The 24,397-nt window shown below is 65.3% G+C and carries 25 protein-coding genes and 1 tRNA gene; 8 read left to right on the top strand and 18 right to left on the bottom strand.

What is annotated here, in order from left to right:
* Window positions 1-4: 4 nt before the first annotated feature.
* The 4 genes from ACW9UR_RS12930 (at window position 5) to ACW9UR_RS12915 (ending at window position 3,358) form a co-directional block, all read left to right on the top strand.
* Complete coding sequence (locus tag ACW9UR_RS12930; protein WP_458917404.1) at window positions 5-601, top strand: DUF1499 domain-containing protein; 597 nt, start codon at window positions 5-7, stop codon at window positions 599-601.
* A gap of 45 nt (window positions 602-646) precedes the next feature.
* Window positions 647-1,702: a peptide chain release factor 1 gene (prfA, locus tag ACW9UR_RS12925; protein WP_458917403.1), complete on the top strand. Its 1,056-nt coding sequence runs from the start codon at window positions 647-649 to the stop codon at window positions 1,700-1,702.
* Window positions 1,699-2,541, top strand: a complete 843-nt coding sequence (gene prmC, locus ACW9UR_RS12920) for a peptide chain release factor N(5)-glutamine methyltransferase (protein WP_458917402.1) — start codon at window positions 1,699-1,701, stop codon at window positions 2,539-2,541. The genes prfA and prmC overlap by 4 nt, the downstream gene beginning before the upstream one ends.
* Window positions 2,542-2,734: 193 nt before the next feature.
* Window positions 2,735-3,358 (top strand): DUF4167 domain-containing protein, encoded by a 624-nt coding sequence (locus tag ACW9UR_RS12915; protein ID WP_458917401.1) that lies wholly within the window; start codon window positions 2,735-2,737, stop codon window positions 3,356-3,358.
* A gap of 40 nt (window positions 3,359-3,398) precedes the next feature.
* Here the strand turns inward: ACW9UR_RS12915 and rsmA are convergent, their stop codons facing one another.
* From rsmA to ACW9UR_RS12885, 6 genes are read right to left on the bottom strand one after another with little or no spacing between them, the layout of a single operon-like run.
* Window positions 3,399-4,229, bottom strand: coding sequence for a 16S rRNA (adenine(1518)-N(6)/adenine(1519)-N(6))-dimethyltransferase RsmA (gene rsmA / locus ACW9UR_RS12910; protein ID WP_458917400.1), 831 nt, complete (start codon window positions 4,227-4,229; stop codon window positions 3,399-3,401).
* Window positions 4,226-5,218, bottom strand: coding sequence for a 4-hydroxythreonine-4-phosphate dehydrogenase PdxA (gene pdxA / locus ACW9UR_RS12905; protein WP_458917399.1), 993 nt, complete (start codon window positions 5,216-5,218; stop codon window positions 4,226-4,228). Before pdxA ends, rsmA begins: the two co-directional genes overlap by 4 nt.
* On the bottom strand, window positions 5,215-6,468 hold the full coding sequence (locus ACW9UR_RS12900; protein ID WP_458917398.1) for a peptidylprolyl isomerase: 1,254 nt from the start codon (window positions 6,466-6,468) through the stop codon (window positions 5,215-5,217). The genes pdxA and ACW9UR_RS12900 overlap by 4 nt, the downstream gene beginning before the upstream one ends.
* Window positions 6,468-8,591, bottom strand: coding sequence for an LPS-assembly protein LptD (locus ACW9UR_RS12895; RefSeq protein WP_458917397.1), 2,124 nt, complete (start codon window positions 8,589-8,591; stop codon window positions 6,468-6,470). The genes ACW9UR_RS12900 and ACW9UR_RS12895 overlap by 1 nt, the downstream gene beginning before the upstream one ends.
* A complete protein-coding gene (lptG, locus tag ACW9UR_RS12890) occupies window positions 8,592-9,701 on the bottom strand; it encodes an LPS export ABC transporter permease LptG (protein WP_458917396.1) in 1,110 nt (369 codons plus the stop codon). It abuts the gene before it with no gap.
* Window positions 9,698-10,810, bottom strand: a complete 1,113-nt coding sequence (locus ACW9UR_RS12885; protein ID WP_458917395.1) for an LptF/LptG family permease — start codon at window positions 10,808-10,810, stop codon at window positions 9,698-9,700. Before ACW9UR_RS12885 ends, lptG begins: the two co-directional genes overlap by 4 nt.
* Before the next feature lie 122 nt (window positions 10,811-10,932).
* Here ACW9UR_RS12885 and ACW9UR_RS12880 point away from each other — a divergent pair, with 122 nt between their 5' ends.
* Together ACW9UR_RS12880 and ACW9UR_RS12875 are read left to right on the top strand one after the other, a co-directional pair.
* Window positions 10,933-12,408 carry a leucyl aminopeptidase gene (locus tag ACW9UR_RS12880; protein WP_458917394.1) on the top strand — a complete coding sequence of 492 codons (1,476 nt, stop codon included), beginning with the start codon at window positions 10,933-10,935 and terminating at the stop codon, window positions 12,406-12,408.
* A 5-nt stretch (window positions 12,409-12,413) separates the two neighbouring features.
* Window positions 12,414-12,878, top strand: a complete 465-nt coding sequence (locus ACW9UR_RS12875) for a DNA polymerase III subunit chi (protein ID WP_458917393.1) — start codon at window positions 12,414-12,416, stop codon at window positions 12,876-12,878.
* On the opposite strand, the gene ACW9UR_RS12870 is transcribed toward ACW9UR_RS12875, so the two are convergent.
* The 4 genes from ACW9UR_RS12870 to ACW9UR_RS12855 all read right to left on the bottom strand — a co-directional run bounded on the left by ACW9UR_RS12870 (window position 12,865) and on the right by ACW9UR_RS12855 (window position 16,611).
* On the bottom strand, window positions 12,865-13,452 hold the full coding sequence (locus ACW9UR_RS12870) for a retropepsin-like aspartic protease family protein (RefSeq protein ID WP_458917392.1): 588 nt from the start codon (window positions 13,450-13,452) through the stop codon (window positions 12,865-12,867). The genes ACW9UR_RS12875 and ACW9UR_RS12870 overlap by 14 nt on opposite strands.
* A 67-nt stretch (window positions 13,453-13,519) precedes the next feature.
* Window positions 13,520-14,107, bottom strand: coding sequence for a retropepsin-like aspartic protease family protein (locus tag ACW9UR_RS12865; protein WP_458917391.1), 588 nt, complete (start codon window positions 14,105-14,107; stop codon window positions 13,520-13,522).
* 9 nt (window positions 14,108-14,116) lie between these two features.
* A complete protein-coding gene (locus tag ACW9UR_RS12860) occupies window positions 14,117-14,758 on the bottom strand; it encodes a MarC family protein (protein WP_458917390.1) in 642 nt (213 codons plus the stop codon).
* On the bottom strand, window positions 14,755-16,611 hold the full coding sequence (locus tag ACW9UR_RS12855) for an ABC-F family ATP-binding cassette domain-containing protein (protein WP_458917389.1): 1,857 nt from the start codon (window positions 16,609-16,611) through the stop codon (window positions 14,755-14,757). Before ACW9UR_RS12855 ends, ACW9UR_RS12860 begins: the two co-directional genes overlap by 4 nt.
* Window positions 16,612-16,744: 133 nt before the next feature.
* Here ACW9UR_RS12855 and ndk point away from each other — a divergent pair, with 133 nt between their 5' ends.
* Entirely contained in the window at window positions 16,745-17,167 is a 423-nt protein-coding gene (gene ndk / locus ACW9UR_RS12850) for a nucleoside-diphosphate kinase (RefSeq protein WP_458917388.1), read from the top strand.
* Here the strand turns inward: ndk and ACW9UR_RS12845 are convergent.
* The 3 genes from ACW9UR_RS12845 to purM are packed head-to-tail and all read right to left on the bottom strand — an operon-like array spanning window position 17,164 to window position 19,128.
* Entirely contained in the window at window positions 17,164-17,493 is a 330-nt protein-coding gene (locus ACW9UR_RS12845) for a TfoX/Sxy family DNA transformation protein (RefSeq protein WP_458917387.1), read from the bottom strand. The two genes, ndk and ACW9UR_RS12845, sit on opposite strands and share 4 nt — an antisense overlap.
* Window positions 17,494-17,497: 4 nt before the next feature.
* The gene (gene purN / locus ACW9UR_RS12840) at window positions 17,498-18,091 is read right to left on the bottom strand and encodes a phosphoribosylglycinamide formyltransferase (protein ID WP_458917386.1); all 594 of its coding nucleotides are present in this window, start codon (window positions 18,089-18,091) and stop codon (window positions 17,498-17,500) included.
* Window positions 18,088-19,128: a phosphoribosylformylglycinamidine cyclo-ligase gene (gene purM, locus ACW9UR_RS12835; protein WP_458917385.1), complete on the bottom strand. Its 1,041-nt coding sequence runs from the start codon at window positions 19,126-19,128 to the stop codon at window positions 18,088-18,090. Before purM ends, purN begins: the two co-directional genes overlap by 4 nt.
* Window positions 19,129-19,262: 134 nt before the next feature.
* On the opposite strand from purM, the gene ACW9UR_RS12830 reads away from it, so the two are divergent.
* Window positions 19,263-19,339 (top strand) — tRNA-Ile (locus ACW9UR_RS12830).
* A 77-nt stretch (window positions 19,340-19,416) separates the two neighbouring features.
* Here the strand turns inward: ACW9UR_RS12830 and ACW9UR_RS12825 are convergent.
* From ACW9UR_RS12825 to ACW9UR_RS12805, 5 genes are all read right to left on the bottom strand, one after another.
* Entirely contained in the window at window positions 19,417-19,749 is a 333-nt protein-coding gene (locus ACW9UR_RS12825; protein WP_458917384.1) for a tyrosine-type recombinase/integrase, read from the bottom strand.
* 205 nt (window positions 19,750-19,954) lie between these two features.
* Window positions 19,955-21,007 (bottom strand): glycosyltransferase family 4 protein, encoded by a 1,053-nt coding sequence (locus ACW9UR_RS12820; RefSeq protein WP_458917383.1) that lies wholly within the window; start codon window positions 21,005-21,007, stop codon window positions 19,955-19,957.
* A complete protein-coding gene (locus ACW9UR_RS12815; protein WP_458917382.1) occupies window positions 21,004-22,590 on the bottom strand; it encodes an ABC transporter permease in 1,587 nt (528 codons plus the stop codon). The genes ACW9UR_RS12820 and ACW9UR_RS12815 overlap by 4 nt, the downstream gene beginning before the upstream one ends.
* Window positions 22,587-23,387 carry an ABC transporter ATP-binding protein gene (locus tag ACW9UR_RS12810; RefSeq protein ID WP_458917381.1) on the bottom strand — a complete coding sequence of 267 codons (801 nt, stop codon included), beginning with the start codon at window positions 23,385-23,387 and terminating at the stop codon, window positions 22,587-22,589. The genes ACW9UR_RS12815 and ACW9UR_RS12810 overlap by 4 nt, the downstream gene beginning before the upstream one ends.
* Entirely contained in the window at window positions 23,377-24,375 is a 999-nt protein-coding gene (locus ACW9UR_RS12805) for an ABC transporter substrate-binding protein (RefSeq protein ID WP_458917380.1), read from the bottom strand. The genes ACW9UR_RS12810 and ACW9UR_RS12805 overlap by 11 nt, the downstream gene beginning before the upstream one ends.
* Window positions 24,376-24,397 lie beyond the last annotated feature (22 nt).

Below are 24,397 nucleotides of genomic sequence, written 5' to 3'. Positions count from 1 at the left end.
TCTTATGAAAACAATGTTCATGGTCATCCTACTGGGCGTGCTTGGGCTCGCAGGCTATCTGGCCTACGCGGTTCGGACCGTGACGCACGACCCGGCGATCTGGCACGTGGAGCCGCTGCAGGCGCTGCCATCGGATTCGCCCAACGACTATCGCGTCGCCCTGACCGAGTTCACAGAGCATCGCGTCGACCGGGAAGCGCCCGTCTATGCCGCGGACGCCCGGACGCTTGCTGCCGCATTTGACGAGTTCGTCATGGCCCAGCCACGGGTCGAGCGCGTGGCCGGGACTGTCGACGAGGCATGGCTGACCTATGTACAGCGAACCGAGACGTTGATGATGCCCGACTATATCAGTGTTCGGTTCTATGATCTCGATCCGGAAGTTGCGGAGGCGCAAGAGGCCGAGACGGCGCAGGCGACGACCGAGGGCGACGATGCCTCGGATGGTGAAGCAAGCGCGATCGTGCAGACCTCGGCCGAGCCGCGGGCAAGCATTGCCCTCTATTCCCGATCGCGTTTCGGCTACGGCGACATGGGCGTAAACGAGGCCCGGGTGACTGCCTGGATGCGCGCTCTCGACAGCTTCGTCGTCGAGGAGTGACCGCGCCCGCTTGACCTTACTGCAGGGCGGGGGCATCACCGCTGAATGCTTCCAGACGAGACCCTTGATCAGATCACCCGGCGTTTTGCCTTTCTCGAGGCGCGGCTCAATGAAGGGCCGCCGCCCGACGAGTTGACCGCGCTCAGTCGCGAGTATGCCGAGTTGCGTCCGGTGGTTGAAACCGTCACCCGTTACCGTGACTGCGCGTCAAGGATGGCTGACGCCAAGGCTCTGCTGGATGATCCGGACATGCGCGAGTTGGCCGAGGAGGAGCTTGAGACCCTCCGTGCCGAACAGCCAGCATTGGAACAGGAGCTTCGCCTTGCGCTGTTGCCGAAGGATGCGGCGGATGCACGCCCGGCGATCCTGGAAATTCGCGCTGGCACCGGCGGGGACGAGGCCGCGCTTTTCGCCGCGGACCTAGCACGGATGTACCAGCGCCTTGCCGAGCATCACGGCTGGCGCTTCGAGGTACTCGAGCAGTCAGCGACCGAGCTTGGCGGCTACAAAGAGTTCGTCGCGGCGATCAAGGGAGATGGCGTTTTCGCGCGACTGAAGTTCGAGAGTGGCGTCCACCGGGTCCAGCGCGTGCCGCAGACGGAAAGTGGCGGACGCATACACACCTCTGCGGCGACGGTTGCAGTACTGCCCGAGGCTGGTGAGGTCGACATCAAGATCCCCGCCGAGGACATCCGCATCGACACCATGCGGGCCAGTGGCGCAGGCGGGCAGCACGTCAACACAACCGACAGCGCGGTTAGGATCACCCATCTGCCGACTGGTATCGTTGTGACCAGCTCCGAGAAGTCTCAGCACGCCAACCGCGCCCGGGCGATGGAAGTTCTGCGTGCGCGGCTTTTCGATCTGGAGCGGCAGAGGCAGGCAGACGAACGCGCGGCTGCGCGCAAAGGGCAGGTCGGCTCGGGTGACCGATCCGAGCGCATCCGGACCTACAATTTCCCGCAGGGGCGACTGACCGATCATCGGATTAACCTGACACTCTACAAGCTTGACCAGGTGATGCAGGGTGAGCTTGACGACGTGATCGATGCGCTGATCGCGGCGGATCAAGCCGAACGGCTCGCCGAGTTGGAGCCATGACCGAGACCTTGGCGCAGGCGCAAATACGCGCCACCGCGCTGTTGCGTGAGGCTGGAGTGCCGGATCCCGCGCGCGACGCCCGGGCGCTGTTGGCGCATGCGGCTGAGCTACCCGCCGATCGGCTGGGACTGGAACGGGATCGGCTACTGGATGAGGCCGCTGCAACACGTCTCGAACAGGCCGTAGCCGAACGCGCCCGGTTGCGCCCAGTGGCGCAGATCATCGGTCGGCGCTGCTTCTGGGGCAGGGACTTCCTCGTCTCTGGTGATGTACTCGATCCACGCCCCGAGACCGAAACGATCATCGCGCTCGCCTTGGAGCAAGCACCGGCATCGCGGGTTCTAGATCTCGGAACCGGGAGTGGAATACTCGCGCTGACTATGCTCGCCGAATGGCCAGGTGCGCGGGCCCTCGCGGTTGATCGCAGTGCTGAGGCTCTGGACATTGCGCAGCGGAATGCCCAGCTACTGGGTGTGGGCGGCCGTGTGGAATTGCGGAAAAGCGACTGGTTCCACGGTGTTGAGGGGGCTTTCGATTTGATCCTCTCGAACCCTCCCTATATTCCCGAAGGCGACGCTCCGGGGCTTGAAGCCGCTGTGCGTCAGTGGGAACCGAACCTTGCGCTCTTCGCCGGATCTGATGGGCTCGACGCCTACCGGGCGATCGCGCGGGACATCGCGGCGCATCTGGCGCCGCAAGGACGTGCGTTGCTCGAACATGGGGCAGGGCAGGCCGACGACGTGGCAGCTATATTTCGCGAAGCTGGCGATTTCATGCTGTCACATCATCGCGACATGGCCGGAAAAAGACGTGTCATCGAAGTCACGAGCCACAGCTGAGCAGGTATTCGCGCCTTCAGGGGTTGTGTTTTCGTCATGGCGGGGTATAGCTAAGTTACCCGCAGCGGTCAGACGGCGCATCTGAGCCTGACGGTTTACACACCGATATTCGGAACGACTGGCGTTCGACGCACCGGGTGCGTGAGATAAGCGGGCGCCTCGACAATCTAACGAACAAGCGAAATGGACCTTTATGAGATCCTCCAACAAATCGCGATCGCGCAGTAAGAACAACAATCGCAGTCGTGGCGTCGGCAACGTCGTCAACCGCGTGTTCGACAGTGCCGGCCCCGAGGGCAAGGTGCGCGGTACGCCGCAGCAGATCATTGAGAAATACCAGACGCTGGCGCGCGATGCGCAGCTGTCCGGCGATCGGGTTGCAGCCGAGAATTTTCAGCAGCATTCCGAGCACTACACTCGAATGCTGAACGACGCACAGCGTGAGCAGGCAGAACGGCAGGCGGCGGACAACCGCAACCGGCAGCAGACCCAGGGCGAGGACCAGAGCGCGCAGGCGCAGCAACCCCAGCCCGACGTTGCCGAAACCGACCAGCAGCCGGACGTCCAAGCCCGTCAGTCCGAGGAGAAGCCCGCGCGCGCCAACGGCGGAGCGCACAAGGCTGACGACAGCTCGACCGAGGTGCTTGGATCCGAGCCTGACAGCGGTCTCGTGGAAACGCCGGAAAGCAGCAAGGCCGACGGGAACGGCGGCGCCAAACCGCGTGCGACGCGCACGCGCAGCAGGAAGCCGAAGAAGGACGCCGCCTCTGAGGCGGAGCTCCCGCTCGAGCGTCCGGCCGACACGCCGGTTCAGTAAGATCAGCTGACGCTATTCGGTTGCGATCAGGCGCCCGGGATCACAGTTCCCGGGCCAGCCTGCAGAACGCTTCCAGATCGAGCGTTTCGGCCCGCGCCGTCGGGTCGATCCCCAACTCAGTCAGGCGATCCGAGATATTCGGCGCGATCCCCTTCAGCGAAGCACGCAACATCTTGCGCCGCTGGCCGAACGCCGCGGCCACAATGGTCTGAAGTCGATCCGGATCGGCGGGGAAGCGCGGCTCCTGCAATGCCTCTAGATGCACGATGGATGAGGTCACCTTTGGCGGCGGCGTGAACGCCTGTGGCGGCACATCGAAGGCGAGCCTCGGCTCGCTACGCCATTGCGCCAGCACCCCGAGCCGCCCGTAGGCCTTCGAGCCAGGGGCTGCGGTGATCCGCTCGGCCACTTCGCGTTGGAACATGAGTGTCAGCGACTGCCAGAACGGCGGCCATCTGCCCGGTGTCAGCCAGCGTACCAGAAGTTCGGTTCCCACGTTGTAGGGCAGGTTGGCGACGATCCGAACAGGATCTGTCAGCAACCGCGCCGCGTCTACTTCCAGAGCATCGCCCTGGATGATCTCCAGCCGGCCAGGGTAGGCGGCGGCGATCTGTTCCAGAGCGGGCAGGCAGCGTGGATCGCGCTCGATGGCGACGACGCGGCGCGCGCCCTCCATCAGCAGGGCGCGGGTCAAGCCGCCGGGGCCTGGTCCGACCTCGAGGACATCGCAGGCGGTCAGATCCCCGGCGCGGCGCGCGATCTTCCGCGTCAGGTTCAAGTCCAGCAGGAAGTTCTGGCCAAGTGCCTTGCGCGCGCTCAGCCCGTGCTCCGCGATCACCTCGCGCAGCGGCGGAAGTCCGTCGTCGCTCATGCCGCCTCCGCACGGTTGTCGGCGATGCTCGCAGCCAGCTTTAGCGCCTCGATCAGGCTGTCGGGGTCGGCTTGTCCGGTACCTGCGATGTCGAACGCGGTTCCGTGGTCGGGCGAAGTGCGCACGAACGGCAATCCGAGCGTCACGTTCACCCCAACGGAAAAGCCGAGCGTCTTCACCGGGATGAGCGCCTGGTCGTGGTACATGCAGACCGCCGCATCGTAGCGCGCGCGTGCCGGGGGATGGAACATCGTGTCTGCCGGCAACGGCCCGCGCAGGTTCATGCCTTCGGAGGCGAGTCGCGTCAGGACTGGCCGGATCACATTGTCGTCTTCGGCGCCCAGCAGGCCGCCTTCGCCGGCATGCGGGTTCAGTCCGGCGACCGCTATGCGCGGTTTGGAAATAGCGAAGTCGTAGCTAAGCGCTTCGTGTGTGATCCGCAGGGTCTGTTCCAGCAAGTCCGGCGTAAGTGCCGCGGGCACTTCGGACAGTGGAATGTGAATCGTTACCGGTACGGCGCGCAGCTCTGGCGCGACCAGCATCATCACCGATCGCTCGACGCCGCCAAGCGCCGCGAGGTACTCGGTATGCCCGGGATGCTCGAAACCGGCGCCGTCCACCAGCACCTTCTTCGCGATCGGGTTTGTCACGACGGCGGAGCATTCGCCCGAGCGCGTCAGTGCTACGGCACGGTCGATCGACCCGATTACCGCAGCCGCATTGCGCAGCTCGGGCTGTCCCGGGACCGGGCGCACTGGCAGTGGCTGGTGTAGAACGGGCAGCGCGTTAGGCATAACCGCTGCCGCTTCGGACGCGGTTTCGATCTGTGTAATCGGGACCCCAGCCGCTTTGGCAAGGTTGGCCATCATATCCGCATCGGCGATAAGCACGAAGGCCAGATGACCTTTCACCTGCTGCCAGGCCTTAAGCGTGATCTCGGGGCCGACGCCCGCCGGATCGCCGCAAGTCAACGCGAGCGGCGCGGTCATCGCTCCTCGATGACCGCTTCGCCGCGTAGTTCCTGCAGGAAGCCCTGGGCGAACGTGTTCATGCGCTCATTGAAGATCTGCAGGCGCAACGCCTCGCGCTCCTCAACGGTGGCCTCGCCGCCTTTGGCGCAGAGCATCAGCAGCACCACGCCGCGCACGTCCGTGAGGATCCGTTTCTCGCCGGACTCCATCGAGGTAAGGATCGCTCGCAGGTCCGGTGAAAGCGCCGAGGCGGGTGTGGGGCCGAACTGGCCGCTGCCCGCATCGAATTCGGAAGCGCGCTCGGTCAGGGCGCTGCAGGTGCCGACCTCGTCACGGACCTGCTGCGCCCTCACGCGCGCTGCGAGCAATGTGTTCTCGGACGGGTTCGCAGGCAGTTCTTGGACCATCTGGACATAGGTGACCGCGTCGGTCGGTTTGTTGGAGGCCGAGCTTTGCTGTCCTACGCGCATGTCGCGCAGCTTGAAGATCGACAATCCGCCGCGCACCGGGACCGGGGCAGTGACCTCGCCGGGCATCAGCGCCATGACCTGGCTCGCCACCGCAGGCGGCAACTCGGACGTCGGGATCCACTCGAGACGTCCGCCGCGCGCCGCCGAGGCGGCATCGGAATAAGTGGCCACCGCTGCATCAAAATTGCCGCCGCGGTTCAGCTCGCGCGATAGCCGGGTGGCAAGCGCGTTTCCTTCATCCTCGCCGCGTTCCTCAAGCGAGATCGAGAGTTCCTGCAGTAGCACGCTGTCGTCCGACGAGGTGTCGGCGAAGCGCAGCGCATTGTCTAGATCCTCATCTGTGGGCCGGGCGCGGTTGCGAAACGCGGCCTGAACCGCGTCGCGCCAGCTGAAGCGAATCGCGAGGAAATCACGCAAGGTTTCCTCCGCGATGCCGCGCTGACCGAGTGCGGCGATGAGCTGATCGATCGACAACTCACGTTGGTCAGCGAAGTCGAGGACCAACTCGTCGATCTCCTCTTCGGTCATCTCCATTTCCAGCCGGGTGACGACGCTCTGTTTCAGGCGGTCGTCGATCAGCTGATCCCGGGCCAGCGCGCGGGTGTCTCCGCCGGCGCCGAAGACCGACAGCAGCAGGGCGCGCTGGTCCAGCTCCCAGCCGGTGATGGCGCGTTCGTTGACGATGATCACGGGCTCGACGCCCTGCGCGGCGACCGGGATAGCGACCGGTGTGGCAGGCAGGGCGAGCATCAGGCAAAGCGCCAGGCGGCGCGTAAGGTTCGTCTGTCTCATGGCCATCAGATACTCCGGCAACGGCGCGCGGGCCAGTCTTCTTGTGACCCCGGCCCGCCGAGGCCCAAAAGATTGACTTCAAGGGCGATCCGAGTGTCCTCGGGAACGTCGTTCGAGCTGGTGAAGCGGCGGTAAACGGTCAGCTCTGCCTCGACGCACTCATTTCCATAGGTCACGCCGCCGCCAGCGTATGTCGAGCGGTTCGCAGCAAGATCGAAGCGCCACTCGCCGCTGATATCCCAGTTCGGCAGGATCCGGTAGCGACTGTCGATAGCGAATTCCTGCCGCTCTACCACGTTGCCCAGCACCGGATCGTCCCTGTCACCGGCGAGGAAGGTGTAGCTACCGTTCAGATCGAACTTCGTCGATTCATAGTCGAACTGGAATTCGGCGCGTTTGAAATCCAGATCTCCGCTGAATAGCGAACGGCCGATCACGGTCAGACCGCGGGGCAACTCGAACGAGGCCGCCGCGACATAGTCCGATTCGTAGCCGCGCAGACCTGAACCCATCGGGAATTCCTGGTTCTTTTCGGCACGGAGCACGCGGCCGAATGTTGCCCCGATAGCCCAGCCCGCCGGATCGATGCGGGTATAATTGATGCCGAGGTTCAGGCGCAGCCCGCCTTCCTGCCGGTCCAGTCCGGGGAAGCGGTTGAGCGCGAAGAGATTGGTCTCGTCCAGTTCGGGCGAGACGCTGTCCTCGTTAGGCACGTCGTCGCCGATGGTCTCTGAGAACAGCAGCTGCGCAACCGGCTCGACCACGTGGGTGGCGGTTCCCGAACTGCGTGCGAAGGGCCAGCGGATCTCGGCGCCGACAAGCGGGACGAGACGCGCCAGCAGTCCGTCGTCGTATTCGGGATCATCATCGACCTGATAGAGTAGTCCGGCCAGATCGGCGTAGCCGGTGACACGCATCCCATTGCTGAGGAATGTGTCGCCGCGCCAGTCACCGCCGACATTCAGTCGCAGCATGTCGCGGCCTTCCTCGCGCGTGATGCCCAGCACACCGGCGTCGAGGCCCGCAACGCCATCGCCGATTGGCCAGGTGCGGCGATAGGTGACCTTCGGCAGGACCAGAGGTATCTCGGACTGCAGTTCGTCCTCGCGGAGCGTCTGGTATCCCTCGACCCGGACGTCGATCAGCTCACGCTCCCGCACACGGTTCACCGAGGCGTAGCTTAGCAGGCGGTCGGTATCCGAGTAGCCGAACTGGCCCAGGAAGCTTCTGTCGCTCGCAAGGTTGAGCAGCACGTCAGCGCGGAAACCCTGCGGCAGCGCGAAGGCACCCTCGGATGTCACGAATCCGCGGTTCTGTTCCCCCAGGCCGTCGTCGAACGCATAGGCGCCGGACAGTCGGAATGCGCCGAACCTGAGCCGCTGCCGGTATTCGGCCTCGAGGATTGCTGCGCCCGTAGTGGTGGCGAAGGGCGTCAGGGTAATGTCGGAATGCTCGCCCAGCGGATAGTAGAACGGCAGTTTCGCGCCGAACCCATAGACGTCCGAGGTGGTGGCCACCGGCGGCAGGAAACCCTCGGCCCGCTCGGCGCCTGGGGCGGGGATCTTCACGCGGGGCGCCCAGAACACCGGCACTCCGAAGACGTCGAACCAGGCGTTCTCGAAATAGATCCGCTCTTCCTGCTCGTCGTGGACGATGCGGCGCGCGCGGATCCGCCAGAGGGGGATCGGGTTCTCGGCACAGACCGCACAGCTGCTGGCGACGGTCTTGTAGAGTGTGTTGTAGCGCCCGCCGGTGCGCGCCCCCTCGACCGAGGCGATCTGGAACTGCTGCTGGAAGATCAGTCGCGCACCCTGAACGAGGCCTTCCTGGAACCAGGTCGAAAGTTCCGCCAGATCGGCCAGCAGTACCACGCCCTCCGGGCTTTCCAAGCGGATTGGCCCTTCGGCGCGGACGGTCTCGGTCGCGGCGTTGTAGTAGACTCGCGTCGCGCTCAGGCGGCGGCCCTGGTAGTAGACCTCGACATTGCCCTCGGCGACCAGTTCCTCGGTCTGGGTGCTGTAGGTTATGTTGTCCGCGAACAGAGCCACCTCGTCGCCGGGCACGGTCTGGGCGGTGAGGGGCGACGTCAGAAGAGTCGCCAGCAGCAAGGTCGTTCGCAGCACGCGCATTCAGCCGTCTTCCAGGTGCAGCAGCAGTCCGAGCGCTAGCAGGATCGCTGCAGCCGGCGGGCTCCACGCCGCGAGCACCACCGGGATTTCGCCATTCGCGCCAAGCGTTTCCGAAATGTCCTTGAAGAAGTAAAGCGCGAATCCCGCGAAAACCGCGAAAAGGATCATCACGCCGATCTGCCCGAAGCGGACATGGCGCAGCGAGAACCCCGCGCCGATCAGCACCATGGCGATGAAGAGCGCGGGGCGCGCCAGTTCGCTTTGCAGGAACACCCGATGGCGGGTGGCCGAAAACCCGGCTTGTTCGAGTTGGCGGATGAACCCAGGCAGTTGCCAAAAGGCTATCGACTCGGGCTGCGCGAAACTGTCGAGGATCTGCTCGCGGGTAAGATTCGTTGGCAGGTTCAGCTGTGGCAACTCTTCGGGCGCGCCAATGGGTTCCCCTTGGTCGGCTCCTGCAAGCGACCAGCGGCGCACGTTGCGCAGTTCCCACGCTTCGCGGCCCAGGCTTGCGGAGTCCGCCTCGATGCGTGCAACAAGCCGGTCGTCGGTGTCAAACTGGTGCAGACGGACGTCGTAGAGCACCGAGCCTTCCTCGCTCACGTGCTGCGCCTGGATCACCGTCTGGCCGCTGGAAAGACCTTGCCGCAGCCACAGACTGCCCTCGTCGACCGAAAGCGCGTTGACGCTGGTGCCCGAGAGCTCGGCGCGCAGGCTGCTCTCGCGGGCCATCGAGGCGGCAACGATCGGGTTGTAGAAAGTCGTCGCGACGCCGCCGAGCACGGCGGCAGCGACCACTGGCAGCGTCAGGATCTTAAGTGCCGAGACGCCCGAGGCGCGGATCACCACCATCTCGGAGGTGCGCGAAAGGTTAAGGAATGTGATGAGCGAGCCCAGCATCAACACGAGTGGAAAGGTCTGGCCCAGGATCTCGGGCATCTGGAACAGGGTCAGCGCGACCGCGTCGCTTGTCGCGCCCTCCTTGCCAGCGACGTAGCGCATGTTCTCGACCAGCGACAGAAGCGAGCCGATCACCGCGATCACCAGCGCGACGATAGCGATGTTCTTGAGAAACCGTCGCGTGACGTATGTGGCAAGCGTCATCATCATGCCGAGGCGGGCCTCCGCCGGGGCAGGGTGGCGCTCCAGAGCAGATAGAGCGAAAGGGCCGATGCGATTGTCGCCGGAAGGTAGCTGACTGCCCAGAGCTCGGGGGCGCCGATGACGACGGACTTCGCCCACATCCCCGCGACCACCAGCAGGATACCGGCGCCCACGGCGATCAGGATGCGCTTGCCGAAGCCCCGCCGCTGGTATCCGCCGGTCAGCATCACGGCGAGGCCAAGCACCGGCAGAAGGAATGCGTGGATACCGAAGACGATCCGCTCGTGCCCGGAGGCAAGGAAGCTGCCGCGATTGAACCGTCGGAGTGCGCGCACCTCGGCATCCGGCGCGAGCAGTTGCCAGGTCCAGAGCGCCCCGGCCCGCTGCGGTGTCGTCGGCGTCTCGGCGACGAGGTCCGAGAGGTCATAGGTGAACTCGTCGAATTGAACTCGACCCAGCATCCGGTTCCTGTCGGAGTAGTTGAGCGCCGCACCGTTGCGCATGATCAGCCGGGCAACATCGCCCTCTCGCAGCAGCAGCGCTTGTTCGGCGGTATAGGTAACGGCCGCCTCCGGATCACGCTCGTCATGCAGGAAGACGCCCTCCATCTGGCCGTTGCCGCCCGCGCGCCGGATGAACACCGTCAGACCGTCGGCTGGATGCAGGAAACGCCCCTCGCGGATCAGCGCGTTCGCCAGTTCCGAGGTCAGCGCCTGCCGGCTTTCGTCCAGCTTCTTCTCGCCCCAAGGGGAGAGCAGGTTCGTCATGATAAGCGTGGTGATCGCCAGGAACAGCGCGAATACGGCAACCGGGCGCAGCAGCGCCCAAGGGCCTTGGCCCGACATCATCATCACGACGAGTTCGGCCTCGGAGTAGAGCTTGTTCACGATGTAGAGAACCGCCGCAAAGCCCGCGAGCGGGACGACCATGCTCAGCACCTGCGGCAATACCAGCAGCGAGAACTCGAACAGCCGCACCAGCGACTCGCCCGAGGACAGTACCAGGTCGATCAGTCGGACCGCCTGCGTCAACCAGATCACGCCTGCCAGGATGAACGTAAAGAACACAAAGGCATAGGCGATCTGGCGCAGGATATAACGGTCGAGCTGCGGCATCTGTTTCCTCAGGGGGCGCGCAGGTTGGCCTGCGCGGGCGGCCCCATGTGACAGCCCCGGGCGGTGCTGGTCAACTGCATGCGCTTTGCCTAAACAGGTCCGGCAACAAAGCGGAGCCTCAAATGACCGACCTGCCCGAATTCCACTTTGCGGAACCGTCTACGGATGTCCTGGCCGAGGCCGAGGGTACCGTCGCAGTCTGCGTGGGGCCCGATGGCAAGATGGATCGCGCGGCGCGCCGTGCCGACCGGCTGACTCGTGGCGCGCTGAAGCGCCTGGTGGCAGACGTCTCGTGGGAGAAACTGGACGAAGGCCGCGCCCAGGTCCTGGCCTGGCCCGGCGGGATGGCCGCCGCACGGCTTGTGGTGCTGAAGGTCAGCTCGCGCACCGGCGCGGCGGAACTCCGCCTTGCGGGTGCGGTGGTGGCGAAATCCGCTGCCGCCGGGAAGCCCGTGCAGATCCACGCGGCCCGCGCCAAGGCCGCCGCCTCGATTGCGCAGGGTTTTGCGCTGCGAGCCTACGCGTTCAATGCCCACCGGACATCAGAAACCGATGCGCCCGCCGGGCCGGTGAGCCTGCTCGCGTCCGACCCCGAGGCCGCGCAGGCCGAGGCGGAGGACCTTCTGGCCGTAGCGCGTGGCGTCCATCTGACCCGCGATCTGACAAACGAACCCGCCAACGTACTCACGACGACCGAGTTCGCGACCCGTCTCGAAGGACTGCGCGAACTGGGGGTCGAGGTCGAAGTGCTCGAGGAGAAGCAACTCGAAGAGCTCGGCATGCGGACGCTGCTGGCCGTGGGGCAGGGCTCGCGCAGCCCCTCCAAGGTGGTGGTCATGGAGTGGCGCGGTGGCGGCGACGAGGCGCCCTTCGCTTTGGTCGGCAAAGGCGTCGTGTTTGACACCGGTGGCATTAGCCTCAAGCCTGGTCCGGGCATGGAGGAGATGACCATGGACATGGGCGGCGCGGGTGTCGTCGCAGGCACCATGGCGGCGCTGGCCGGCCGCAAGGCGAAGGCAAACGTCGTGGGCCTTGTCGGCCTGGTCGAGAACATGCCGGACGGTGACGCACAGCGTCCCGGCGACGTGGTCAAATCGATGAAGGGCGACACGATCGAGGTGCTGAACACCGACGCGGAGGGTCGTCTGGTCCTGGCCGACGTGCTCTGGTACGCGCAGGAGCGGTTCAAACCGTCGGGCATTGTGGACCTCGCGACGTTGACCGGCGCGATCATCATCGGACTCGGCCATCACCGTGCGGGCGTCTTTTCGAACAATGACAAGCTGGCGAACGCCTTCCTGAAAGCCGCCGAGACCGAGGTCGAGGGCGCATGGCGCATGCCGCTTGGTCCCGAGTACGACAAGCAGCTCAAGAGCCGCGTCGCGGACATCGCCAACATCGGCGGCCGCCCTGCGGGCTCGATCACCGCGGCGCAATTTCTGCAGCGCTTCGTGAACAGAGACCAGCCCTGGGTGCATCTCGACATCGCCGGGGTCGCCTCGCGCAGCGACGAGACCGACTTCGCCCCGAAAGGTGCCACCGGCTGGGGTGTGCGCGCGCTCGACCGGCTGATCCGCGACGGCTACGAGGCGAAGTGAGCCTGATGGGCGAGGTCCTCTTCTATCATCTGACGACCTCTCCCCTGGAACGGAGCCTGCCCGAGCTGCTGGCCCGTTCGCTTGACCGGGGCTGGCGCGTGGTGATCCGCGCCGGCTCGGAACCGCGGCTGACGTGGATCGACGAAATGCTGTGGACCCATGACGATCAGAGTTTCCTGCCGCATGGTACGGCGGCGATGGGGCACGCGGACCTGCAGCCGATCTATCTGACGACCGGAACCGAGAACCCGGCGAATGCCTCGGTTCTGATGTTGGTGGCCGGCGCGCGCGTGGATGCGGGCGAGGCCGCGAACTGGGACCGGGTCTGCCTGATCTTCGACGGTGACAATCCGGACGAACTGGCCGCGGCGCGCGCTGACTGGGTCGCTGTACGAGATGCGGGGCTCTCAGGGAAATACTGGGCGCAGGAAGGCGGCAAGTGGACCCAGAAGGCCACTACCGGGACTTGAGCACCATCTTGTTGCCGCTCATTTCAATGCTTTCCAGTCGTCGCAGGAAGCTCATCCCCAGCAGCGACGTGTCGAGTTTGCCGCCGTTCACCGCCGCACGCACGTTGCGCATGGTGACACCTTCAAGGGTCATCTCGTCGAGCGTGACGGGAGCCATCTTCACCTCGCCGTTCGCTGTCCGGGCCCGGCCCGAGTAGCTGAGGCTGTCCGGATCGAGTCCGACCTTGCGCGCGTCTTCTTGGGTAAGGATCACAACTGTCGCCCCGCTGTCGACAACGAAGCGTACTTTCGCGCCGTTCACCGCAATGTCGCTGTAGAAATGTCCGTCGAAAGAGCGGCGCAACTCGACGTCGTTTGCGACGAAGGATCGGACCTGCGGCTTGCCATCCCGCGCCGCCGCGACCTGCGTGCCGGGCAAGTAATCGTTCATCACCAGCGCGCCGAGAAAGAGTGCCAGGATTACGATGCAGCCTGACAGGGTTGCGATGAACCGCCGTCCCGCATCGAAGAAGACCAGCGTTGCCGCCAGCAGTGCCAGGAAAGGCACGATATAGGTTCCGTCACCCAGGGCCATTTTTGCTGCTCCCCCTTGCCTCGGACAACATATAGCACCCGACATGAGGCTTGTCGCGGGCCGCGCGTCACTCCTCGACGAGAAGCATCCTCTCGCCCTGGATCTCGATCCGGTCGAACCGGTTCAGATAGGCCATGCCGAGCAGCGACACGCCCAGCTCCCCCTCGTTGACCGAAGCGCGTACGTTTCGATCCTCCCGGCCAGCGAACACCAGGCTATCGAGTGTCACCGAAGCCGTCCGAACTGTCCCGTTCGCGGTCTGCGCGCGGCCCAGGAAATTCAGGTCGGTAACATTGAAGCCCGCCCGTGCGGCATCTTGCCGGGTCAGCACGATATCTGTCGCGCCTGTATCGATCAGGAATTGCACCCGGACGCCGTTGACCTCGGCGGTGGTCAGGAAGCTGCCCGAGGGCGTGCGGTTCAGCGCGATGGTCTGCGGATCCAATTGCCGGGCCTCGCGGGGGAACAACTCGCGGTGCAGCACGTCGCGCTGCCCATAGAGCACGATCAGCGCCGCGAAAATGCCGACCCAGATCAGGATATACTGAATGGTCCTCGCAGCCTGACCGCGCCGGAACCGCGAGATCGCGAAGCCGCCGATGAAGGCCAGTAACAGGACCAGGTAGAGCAGGTAGGCATAGTCGTCGCCAGTCATCATCCGTCCTCAGCCGGGCAGGGGCGCCAGAGCCCCTACATCGCGCAGACCATCGATCACGAACTGCACCGAAAGCGCCGCCAGCAGCATGCCCAGAAGACGGGTAATGACGGTGATGCCGACATGACCCAGGACATGCTCCAGCAGCGAGCTGGCTCTCATGCCTATATAGGTCAGCAGGACGACCAGTCCCGTGGTGCCGAGGATCGCCGCCTGCATAGCTAGATCTCCCTGGTTCTGGCCCATCAGTAGAATGATCGTCGCCAGCGCACCGGGGCCGGCCAGCAGCGGCACCGCCATCGGGAACACCGAAGGGTCGGGGCCGTCATGCTCGGCCTCGGCGGTGTCTACGGCCTTGCTGCGCCGTTCGGTTCGGCGATCGAAGAGCATCTCGACAGAGATCAGGAACAACAGGATCCCGCCCGAGATGCGGAACGCCGGAAAGCCAATGCCGATCACGTCCAGCAGCCGTTCGCCCGCGACGCCGAAGAGCGCCAGCACCCCGAAGCCGATAAGTGCCGCGCGTCGGGCGGCGCGCCGCCGGGTTTCGCGGTCCATGCCTTGGGTCAACGCTGCAAAGAGCGGCGACAGCCCGATCGGGTCGATAATGACGAACATCGTCACAAACGCGGTCAGGGCGACGTCGATCATGCGGTCTCTCCGGCCGCCTCTAGCCGTTCCATCGCCTTCATCCAAAGCGCCTCGGCGCGTTCGAGCCCGTCGATGATCTCAGCGCGCTTCTTTTGCCATTTCTCGAATTCGGCAGGCTCGGCCGACTGGTAGAAGCGCGGGTCGGCCAGTTTGCCGTCCACCGTTTCGCGAAGTTCCTCGAGTTTCTGCACCCGGGCCTCGCACTTACGTGCCTCGGCGCGCAATTCGGCGAGCGGTGCGGACGGGCGCAGCGATTTCTTCGGCGCGGCCTTTTCCTTCTCGGCCTTCTTCGCGGGCTGGCCCAGCAGCATCCGGCGATAGGCGTCGAGATCCTCGTCCCACGGCAAGACCCGGCCGTCCTTGACCAACCACAGCCGATCCGCAACCAGCCCGACAAGGTGCGGGTCGTGGCTGACGAGGATCACCGCGCCTGAATACTCGGTCAGCGCCTGCACCAGCGCCTCGCGGCTTTCGATATCGAGATGGTTCGTCGGCTCGTCGAGGATAACCATATGCGGCGCGTCTAGCGTCGCGAGGATTAGGCTCAGCCGCGCCTTCTGGCCACCCGACAGCTGCGCCACCGTCGTCTCGACGATATCCGCGCCGATCCCGCCCCGCGCCAGCCGCGCGCGCAGCTTGGCGGGGGCCTCTTCGGGGCGTTCCCGGCGGAGGTGCTGCAGAGGCGTCTCGTCCAGATGCAGCTCGTCCACCTGGTGCTGCGCGAAATAGCCGATCCGAAGTTTGGTCGAGGTTGTGACCGTGCCCTCGCTCGCCTCCAACCGCCCGGCGATCAGTTTCGAGAGCGTCGATTTGCCTTGGCCGTTGTTGCCCAGAAGCGCGATCCGGTCATCTTGGTCTATGCGCAGGTTCAGCTTGCGCAGCACGGGTGGGCCGTCATAGCCGACCGAGACATCCTCCAGTCGCACGATGGGTGGGGAAAGCTCTTCGGGCTGGGGGAAGTCGAAGCGTGCGACCGCTTGATCGACGATCAGGCTGACACTCTCCATCTTCTCCAGCGCCTTCAGTCGGGACTGCGCCTGCCGCGCCTTCGATGCTTTGTAGCGGAAACGGTCCACGAAGGACTGCATGTGCGCCCGCTGCGCCTCTTGCTTCTTGGCCATCGCCTGCGCCTGCTCGGCCTTGGCGGCGCGCTGGCGCGCGAAGCTGTCGTAGCCGCCCTGGTAGAGCGTCAGCTTGCGCTGATCGAGGTGCAGGATCGCGCCCACCGCCCGGTTCAGAAGCTGCCGGTCGTGGCTGATCACCAGCACCGTGTGCGGATAGCGCGCAAGATAGCTCTCAAGCCACAGCGTGCCCTCGAGGTCGAGGTAGTTCGTCGGTTCGTCGAGAAGCAGCACGTCAGGTGCCGAGAACAGCACCGCCGCAAGCGCGACGCGCATCCGCCAGCCGCCCGAGAAATCGCTGCACGGGCGCTGCTGCGCCGCTGCATCGAAACCGAGGCCGTTCAGGATCGAGCCGGCGCGCGCCTCGGCCGAATGAGCGTCGATATCGGCGAGCCGGGTCTGGATCTCGGCGATGCGATGCGGGTCGGTTGCCGTCTCGGCCTCGGCCATCAGCGCGGCACGCTCGGTGTCGGCGGCCAGCACCGTGTCGATGAGGCTGGTCTCGCTCGACGGGACCTCCTGCGCGACGCCGCCGATGCGGGCGAGGCGGGGCAGATCGATGCTACCGCCATCCAGCGCCAGTTCTCCGCGGATCAAGCGGAACAGCGTCGTCTTGCCGGTGCCGTTGCGGCCCACCAAACCTACCTTGTGGCCCGCCGGAATCACCGCACTTGCCCCTTCGAACAGGGGCTTTCCGGCAATGGCGTAGCTGATGTTTTCGATCCTGAGCATGTGCCGGGTTTGGAGACTTCCCGCGGGGCTGTCAACGGCGCCGCGCATTGGGGCTTTATCGGGCGCGCGGGGCGTGGTAGCTCCCGCGCGAAAACAATCAATACCAAGACACCACAGACAAGGACTTCCCGATATGGCGATCCAACGCACCTTCTCGATGATCAAGCCGGACGCGACGAAGCGCAACCTGACCGGCAAGATCAACGCCAAGCTGGAAGAAGCCGGCCTGCGCATCGTAGCCCAGAAGCGCGTGCACCTGACCCCGGCCCAGGCCGGCCAGTTCTACGCCGTCCACAAGGAACGCCCGTTCTACGGCGAACTGGTCGAGTTCATGAGCTCGGGCCCGATCGTCGCGCAGGTCCTGGAAGGCGAAGACGCCGTTGCCAAGAACCGCGAAGTCATGGGCGCCACCAACCCGGCCGAAGCCGCCGACGGCACCATCCGTAAGGACTTCGCCCTGTCGATCGGCGAGAACTCGGTCCACGGTTCGGACGCTCCTGAGACCGCTGCCGAGGAAATTTCGTTCTTCTTCTCGGGCCTCGAGTTGGTCGGCTAAGCCGGCGGTTCGATAACGCCCAAGGCATCAAGGGCCGCTTCGATCTCGGAGCGGCCCTTTTTCGTGCCATCGACAATTTCGTCGAAGCGCTCGCGAAGTTCCGCTTTCTCGGCCGGGCCGAGGTCGTTCCACGGCCGCCCCTGAAGCCCCATGACCAGCGCGTAGTAGGCGATGAAATGTGGACGGCTGCCGGCGGCCAACAGGCGTCGGTAGGTCTCGTCCGCACCAAGCTCGATCACCTGCTCGGCCGAGGTCAGCCCGGCCCGGGCGAAGCTCTCGACCGATTTCGGCCCCAGATTGCGGATCGTGTCGACCGGGCGGGCCATAGGTTTAGAGCAGGGCGAAAGGGGCACGGTCCCCGGCTGCAAAGCGGCGCAGCGCCTCGGGGTAGAGCCGGTGTTCGACAGGCAGTAATTTCTGCGCCAGGCTCTCGGCTGTATCCTCGGGCAGGATCGGAATCACCGCCTGGCCCAGGATCGGCCCGGCATCCAGTTCGGCGACCACTTCATGGACCGTGCAGCCGTGAATCGCCATGCCCGATTCGATAGCTCGCGCGTGCGTGTCGAGCCCTCGGAACAGCGGTAGAAGAGAGGGGTGGATGTTCAGCATCCGACCTTCCCACCCGCGCACGAAATCGGCGGTCAGAATTCGCATGAACCCGGCGAGGCAGACCAGTTCGACGCCATTGTCGCGCAGAACCGCGTCGATCTCGGCCTCGAAATCTGGACGAGACTTGCCGCGATGATCTACGACCGCGGTTTCGACGCCCAGTCTGGCGGCGGTCTCGAGGCCCTTGGCATCGGGACGGTTCGACAGGACCAGCGCGGCCTGGGCCGGGTGGCTGTCGTCCTGCATGCTCTCGACCAGACGGACCATGTTCGACCCGGTGCCCGAGATCAGGATCCCGACGCGGGTGCGGCTCATTTCACCGTGCCGGAGTAGCGCACGCCTGCGCCCTCGACGACCGATCCGATACGGAAGACCGTCTCGCCCTCGCTTTCCAGCGCGGCCTGCACGCCGGCGGCGGCATCCTCGGCGACCACGGCGATCATGCCGATACCGCAGTTGTAGGTCTTGAGCGCTTCGGCCTCGTCGAGGTTCGCCTCGTCCAGAAGCCAGCGGAACAGGCCCGAGAGTTCCCACGAGTCCAGGTCGATTTCCGCGCCCAGGTCCTGGGGCAGGACGCGCGGCAGGTTCTCGGTGATACCGCCGCCGGTGATGTGCGCGAAAGCATGCACGCCGCCCGCCGCCATCGCGGCGCGCGCAGCGGGGACGTAAATCCGGGTCGGGGTCAGCAGAGCCGCGCCCAGCGAGCCGCCTCCGAACGGGGCAGGGGCGTCCAGCGCCAGTCCGCTGCGCTCTATGGTACGGCGGACGAGCGAAAAACCGTTGGAGTGCACACCGTCCGAGGCCAAGCCAAGCAGAACGTCGCCTGCTTCGACATGGGCAGGCAGGACCGCGTCCCGCTCGACCGCGCCGACGGCAAAGCCCGCAAGGTCGAAATCGCCGGGCGCGTACATGCCCGGCATTTCGGCAGTCTCGCCGCCGATCAACGCGGCGCCCGCCCGGTTGCAGCCCTCGGCAATACCCTCGACCACGGCTGCGGCCTCGTCGACAGACAGCTTTCCGGTGGCAAAGTAATCAAGGAAGAACAGCGGCTCGGCCCCCTGGCAGACCAGGTCGTTGACACACATGGCCACCAGGTCGATGCCGACGCCCGAAAGCTGTTTCGCATCGATCGCCAGACGCAGCTTGGTGCCGACACCGTCGGTCGCAGCGACCAGGAGCGGATTCACATAGCCGGCTGCGCGCGGATCGAAGAAGGCACCGAACCCGCCTAGCCCCGCCATCGTGCCGGGCCGTGCCGTCGCGGCGGCCGCGGGCTTTATCCGCTCCACCAGAGCGTTCCCGGCGTCGATGTCGACGCCCGCCTCGGCATAGGTCAGCCGGTCCTTCGTCATGCTCTTCTGCCCTCGCAAAGCTTTCGGCGCGGTCTTAGACCATGCGCGCGGGCATGGAAACGGCCAATTGACCGGGTTCGCATTGCGCCCCCGGTTGACCAGCGCGCCAACCTGCCGTACCGGAGATGTCCAGCGGGCCTGTAGCTCAATTGGTTAGAGCAGAGCGCTCATAACGCTTTGGTTGGGGGTTCAAGTCCCTCCGGGCCTACCATCCGCTTACCTGCTATTGAAATAATTGGGTTTTTCGAGAAATGTGTCCAACCCCCTCGGGGGCATTGGACACCCTTTCTACCAATCGTAGCCTTCGAGCGCGTTCATGGCTCGTTCCGCTAGGCGGCGGCGCTCGGCGTCTTTTGTGTAGATTTCGGAGGTTTTGGCCTCGGTGTGGGCGAGCACCAACATCACCTCGTACTGCGTCATCCCGCGCTCGGACAGGAGCTCCGCGACCGACTTGCGGACACCATGCGAGGAGCGGTTGTTAGGCCCCGCCTGAGGGATCCAGTCACGGACCTTGTTGCCGAGAGCCACCGATCTCGCGAAAGGCTGGCCGTCAGCGCGCAGGACTAAGGCGTGGGCGTGAGCGACCTTCTGCGCCTTGATCGCCCATTCTAGCGGCGGCATCACGGAAGTATGACGGCGGCCGAGCCCTTTTTGCTGGTTGCCACTTGAGTTAGGTGCGGCCGCTCATCTTGATCATCTGGTTCGGCCCGAACTCAGACTGCATCTGAGACCCGGGGGGCCAGCGAATATAAGGAGCGTGTGGCAAAGGGGAACCATAGTGCCCGCCGGGTCAGGACCGTTCGTAGTCGGAAAATACAAACAGGACCTATTCCAGCTGATCCAGCACCCCCCCGGCGACTTCCGCTGTCTCCTCCCAAGTCGGAAGCTTCCCTCCTGCGTCAAATGCCTCTCGTGCCATCCTAGTACGCAGAGGCTCATCGCTCAGCAGCTTCCGCAGCGCGTCGGCGATGGCGGCGTCGTCGCCCACCGGTACGAGCAGTCCGGCTTCCTCTGGGACGGTCTCGGGAACGGCTCCCGTGCGGCAGCTGACGATCGGCAGGCCCCTTATGAGCGCTTCGTCGAAGACGATGCCGTAGCCCTCGTACTCGGTCGCCAGAGCGAAGATCGTGGCATTTGCGTAGAGTTGATCGAGCTCGCCCTGGGGCACTTCGCCGAACACTCGGAGACGCGGTCCGAGGTCCAGTTCCTTTTCCAGCGCGCGAAGGTCGTCGAATGCCGATTGGTCGTGCACGCGGCCGACGATCGCGGCCTGCCATTTCAGGTCACTCACCCGGGATAGCGCGCGCAGCAACGTGGCATGGCCCTTGCGGGCGTGGTGGATACCAACCGAGAGGATCAGCGGTGGCGTGACGGGCGAGGAAGGAATGTTCTGTCGGTCGGTCCCGGGGCGGGCGATCGTGATGCGGCTTTCGGAAACTCCATAGTCCGACATGAGGATCCTCGCCGTATGCGGGCTGGGCACGAGCACATGCGCAGCGTGATCCAGGTTCGCGCGCTCGGTCCGATAGAGGTGATCGCGTCGCTCTTGGGAGAGGCCGGTTTCCATTGCGAGCGGATGATGGATCATCGCGACCACTGGAGGACGTACCTGCGCCAGTCCGGCAGGGTCGATCGATCCGAATACCAGCCCGTCGAGGATCAGTGGGGCATCATCTGGCAACTCGGCAAGGACGCGTACCGACAGGGACATTTCAGCCGATGTCGGATCGGGAAACCCGGCGGGAAGCTCCACGTGCGTCACGGTTCGGCCCTGTGCTCGGAGCCCAAGCAGCAGGCGCTTCTCGTAGATGTAGCCGCCGGTCAGCGTGTCGATGTCTCCGGGTATCGCGAAGGCGGCGTTCCTGAGGGCTTTACTCATGTGATCTGCTCGCTGGCGTAAAGTGCAAGGACCCGCGTCTCGAGCGCCGCGACGCTTGCGTAGATGACCGCGGACAGCAGGGCAACTACGACGACAGCGCTCCAGAGCATGCCGTAATCCGAGAGCGACGCTGAGAGCGCCATCAGGCTGCCGATGCCCCGACCCGTCGCCAGCCATTCGACCACGGTGACGGCCAGTACCGCGGCCGGAACGGTCATCCGCGCTGCGGCGAAGAAGGCCGGAAGCATCGCCGGCAGTTGCGCATGCGCCAGCCGGGAGACCCGGCCCGCGCCGTAGCTTGCGAACACGTCCAGGACCTGTCCCGGTGCCTGCTTGAGGCCATGCAGGCAAGCGACAAGAACCGGGAAGAACACCATCACCGCGACCAGCGTGACGGTTCCGACCAGTCCGCGTCCGACCAGCAGTACCAACAGTGGGGCGGTGGTCACGATGGGCACCGAACGCAGCGCGATGGCGAGCGGCAGTGCGACCGCCCCGAGGGCCGGCACGATGGTCAGCGCGATGGCGAGCCCGGCTCCCATTGCCAACCCGGCCACATACCCGGGGCCGACCGTGACCGCAGTTTCGGTCAAGGCGGCACCGAGCGTGGCACGGTTTGCGGCGGCGTCCGCTTCGGCGAAGAGGAAGCGCCAGACGTCGTCGGGCCGCTTGGCGAAGAAGGCGTTCATGTCGAAGACTTCCAGCGCCGCCCACCAGCCCAGAATGGCGAATCCCAAAATGCTGAGGCTCATTGTCGCCAGTGCCAACAAAGGTGCGGCTGCGCGTCCGGATCGGGCCACAGGCGGCGGGGCTAGGATTACCGGTGGCGGCGCGTTCAAAACCGTGCGAGCCAGTATTCCGATCGCAGCATAAGCGAAGATCGACACCGCCGCAGCAATGGCTGCCAGCGCCCAGGTCGCCTCGACGTCAAGCGCGCGCATCGCACGGATGGTCAGCACGCCCATGCCGCGCTCGGCGCCGGTGAACTCGCCGACCATCGCGCCAAGAAATGCGGCCGGGGCGGCGATCTGCAGCCCGGCGAAAAGGTAGGGCAGGGCGGCACGCGCACGGACATTCAACAGGGCGGCCAGCCTTCCACGCCCATAGCTGCGCACCATGTCGATCCAACTGGCCGGAACCGCCCGCAGCCCCACGAGCAAGGGCACGAGGGTCGTGTAGTAGACCGCAAGCGCCGCCAGTGTGACCTGCGGCCCGGGGCCGGGTCCATAGAGTACGCGCAGTATGGGGCCGGTCGCGACCAGCGGCATGCAGAATACGATCAGCGCGAGGCCCAAGACGACCCGCTCGGACCTGGGCCAGAGGGTCGCGATCGCTGCGAGGATAACGGCGGCGAGGTTTCCGAAGACAAAGCCCGCTGCCGCTTCCGCCAGTGTGGTCCGAAGCGCCCGGGCGTAGAGCCCTGCGTTCTCGACGATATGCAGCACCACGGCCGAGGGCGCGGCGAGCAGATGGGCGCCGTCAAGCGACCTTGCCGCCAGTTCCCAGCCCAGCAGGATCAATCCCGTGCCGATGGCCGCCTGACCGGCATCGCTGCTAGGCGTGCGCGCGACCGCACTCGTCATTGGGCAGCCAGACCCATCGACCCCTGTGCCCGGCCTGCCGCAAGCGCCTCCGAGACGGCCTCCGCGGTACTGGCGAACTCGGTGGAGTGAAGCATGGCTGCCTTGCGGGGCCGCGGCAGGGTCACCGGGATATCGGTCGAAACTTTTGCGGGACGCGGCGAAAACACCAGGACCCGATCCGAAAGCATGACGGCCTCCGTCACTGAGTGCGTGACCAGCAAGGTCGTCGTTCCGCGTGCCTCCCAGATCAGCGGCAGGTCTTCGGCCAGTTGGTGCCGGGTCAGTTCGTCGACCGCGCCGAAGGGCTCGTCGAGCAACAGCAGCTTCGGCCGCGTCACCAAGCACCGGGCGATTGCCGCACGCTGGCGCATACCTCCCGAAAGCGCGCCGGGCCGGGTGTCGCCGAAGCCCTCCAGGCCGACCAGCCGGATCAACTGGTCCACCGCCGTCTTGTCCTGCTTCTGTCGCGCGAGTTTCTGCGCCAACGAGATATTGCCCCGAACCGTTCGCCAGGGCAGCAGCGACGGATCCTGAAACGCGACCGAGAGTTCCGCCCGCGCCCGCACCTCGGCCGGGGTCGCGTCGCCGATCCGTACCTTGCCGGCGGTCGGGTCTTCCAGCCCTGCGATCATCCGCAGCAACGTGGACTTGCCGCAGCCGGAAGGTCCGACAAGCGCGGTCGTCTGACCTGGTGCGAAACGTAGGTCGAGTGGGCTCACCGCCTCGGTCTCGCCGAACCGCTTGGCAAGGCCCGAGCATATGACTTCGGGCGGTAAGTCGCTCTTCTCAGCCGCCATGCACGTCTTCAAGGATCGACCGATCCCAGAGATCCGGCGTCACGTCGCGTCCCAGAAGCGCCAGTGTCTCGATGTTCGCGGCTACTGTATCCTCGGTGAACCAGCCAAACCCGTGTTCTTCGGTCAGGTCCGAGAACATCAGCGGCACCTGGCGCTGCGCCTGCAGTTTCTGCGTTTCGAGGTCGAGCCCGAGATCCGGGAAACGCTCGACGGTCAGTTGTGCGGCTGCGTCGGTATCTTCCCGACAGGCATCCCAGCCGCGGGTCTCGCCGCGCAGCAGTGCCACCAGTTCCTCGCGGCGGTTCGCGATGCTGTCCTCGGTCGCGATATAGGTCTGCGAATGCAGCGCGTAGCCATAGTCGGCCATCAGCATGGTCAGGCTGTCGACGCCCTGCATGGCCATGGCGACAGGGAGATCCGTTTCCCAGCAGAGCAGGCAGTCGACTTCGCCCGCCAGCAGCGGCGCGGCGGAGTATTGTGTTGGCACCATCTCGATCGCATCGATATCCACGTTGTTGAGCGTGCACAGGGCTTCGAGCACCGGGCGGTTCGCCAGCGCCATGCCGATGCGCTTGCCTTCCAGATCGCCCGGCTCGTTGACCGGGTTGGCGGGCAGCGAGGCGATTACGAACGGGTTTTTCTGCATCGCGACCGCGAGGATCTTGAACGGCGCGCCCTGCGCCACGGCGGCGGCGGTATAGTCGGCGGCCGAGATCCCCACGAGTGCGGTGCCGGAGACGACCGGCGGCTCGACCGGCGCATTCGGGCCGCCGGGGTCCAGTGCGACATCGAGGCCCGCTTCCTGCCACCAGCCGCGCTCCTGCGCAATGTAGCTGCCCGCGAACTGGACCGAGTGCAGCCAGGACAGTTGCAACCTGACCGATGTCTGCGCGCCGCTTGGACGGGCGCCGAGCCCCCAAGCGAGCCCCGCGGTTCCCGCGAGGCCGGTTCCTAGCAGCTTGCGGCGAGTGAATAGGCGCTGTGTCACGGGTACTCTCCTTTTTCCGGAC

Source organism: Halovulum sp. GXIMD14794 (genome assembly GCF_054457455.1).
Note: the sequence above shows the minus strand (reverse complement) of the source record. Positions and strands in the feature narration are given on the sequence as shown.

Bases quoted from the DNA above. Each gene is read 5' to 3' on its own strand.
- ACW9UR_RS12930 (WP_458917404.1), top strand. From the start codon at position 5: ATGAAAACAATGTTCATGGTCATCCTACTGGGCGTGCTTGGGCTCGCA.
- prfA (WP_458917403.1), top strand. From the start codon at position 647: ATGCTTCCAGACGAGACCCTTGATCAGATCACCCGGCGTTTTGCCTTT.
- prmC (WP_458917402.1), top strand. From the start codon at position 1,699: ATGACCGAGACCTTGGCGCAGGCGCAAATACGCGCCACCGCGCTGTTG.
- ACW9UR_RS12915 (WP_458917401.1), top strand. From the start codon at position 2,735: ATGAGATCCTCCAACAAATCGCGATCGCGCAGTAAGAACAACAATCGC.
- rsmA (WP_458917400.1), bottom strand. From the start codon at position 4,229: ATGAGCGACGACGGACTTCCGCCGCTGCGCGAGGTGATCGCGGAGCAC.
- pdxA (WP_458917399.1), bottom strand. From the start codon at position 5,218: ATGACCGCGCCGCTCGCGTTGACTTGCGGCGATCCGGCGGGCGTCGGC.
- ACW9UR_RS12900 (WP_458917398.1), bottom strand. From the start codon at position 6,468: ATGGCCATGAGACAGACGAACCTTACGCGCCGCCTGGCGCTTTGCCTG.
- ACW9UR_RS12895 (WP_458917397.1), bottom strand. From the start codon at position 8,591: ATGCGCGTGCTGCGAACGACCTTGCTGCTGGCGACTCTTCTGACGTCG.
- lptG (WP_458917396.1), bottom strand. From the start codon at position 9,701: ATGATGATGACGCTTGCCACATACGTCACGCGACGGTTTCTCAAGAAC.
- ACW9UR_RS12885 (WP_458917395.1), bottom strand. From the start codon at position 10,810: ATGCCGCAGCTCGACCGTTATATCCTGCGCCAGATCGCCTATGCCTTT.
- ACW9UR_RS12880 (WP_458917394.1), top strand. From the start codon at position 10,933: ATGACCGACCTGCCCGAATTCCACTTTGCGGAACCGTCTACGGATGTC.
- ACW9UR_RS12875 (WP_458917393.1), top strand. From the start codon at position 12,414: ATGGGCGAGGTCCTCTTCTATCATCTGACGACCTCTCCCCTGGAACGG.
- ACW9UR_RS12870 (WP_458917392.1), bottom strand. From the start codon at position 13,452: ATGGCCCTGGGTGACGGAACCTATATCGTGCCTTTCCTGGCACTGCTG.
- ACW9UR_RS12865 (WP_458917391.1), bottom strand. From the start codon at position 14,107: ATGACTGGCGACGACTATGCCTACCTGCTCTACCTGGTCCTGTTACTG.
- ACW9UR_RS12860 (WP_458917390.1), bottom strand. From the start codon at position 14,758: ATGATCGACGTCGCCCTGACCGCGTTTGTGACGATGTTCGTCATTATC.
- ACW9UR_RS12855 (WP_458917389.1), bottom strand. From the start codon at position 16,611: ATGCTCAGGATCGAAAACATCAGCTACGCCATTGCCGGAAAGCCCCTG.
- ndk (WP_458917388.1), top strand. From the start codon at position 16,745: ATGGCGATCCAACGCACCTTCTCGATGATCAAGCCGGACGCGACGAAG.
- ACW9UR_RS12845 (WP_458917387.1), bottom strand. From the start codon at position 17,493: ATGGCCCGCCCGGTCGACACGATCCGCAATCTGGGGCCGAAATCGGTC.
- purN (WP_458917386.1), bottom strand. From the start codon at position 18,091: ATGAGCCGCACCCGCGTCGGGATCCTGATCTCGGGCACCGGGTCGAAC.
- purM (WP_458917385.1), bottom strand. From the start codon at position 19,128: ATGACGAAGGACCGGCTGACCTATGCCGAGGCGGGCGTCGACATCGAC.
- ACW9UR_RS12825 (WP_458917384.1), bottom strand. From the start codon at position 19,749: ATGCCGCCGCTAGAATGGGCGATCAAGGCGCAGAAGGTCGCTCACGCC.
- ACW9UR_RS12820 (WP_458917383.1), bottom strand. From the start codon at position 21,007: ATGAGTAAAGCCCTCAGGAACGCCGCCTTCGCGATACCCGGAGACATC.
- ACW9UR_RS12815 (WP_458917382.1), bottom strand. From the start codon at position 22,590: ATGACGAGTGCGGTCGCGCGCACGCCTAGCAGCGATGCCGGTCAGGCG.
- ACW9UR_RS12810 (WP_458917381.1), bottom strand. From the start codon at position 23,387: ATGGCGGCTGAGAAGAGCGACTTACCGCCCGAAGTCATATGCTCGGGC.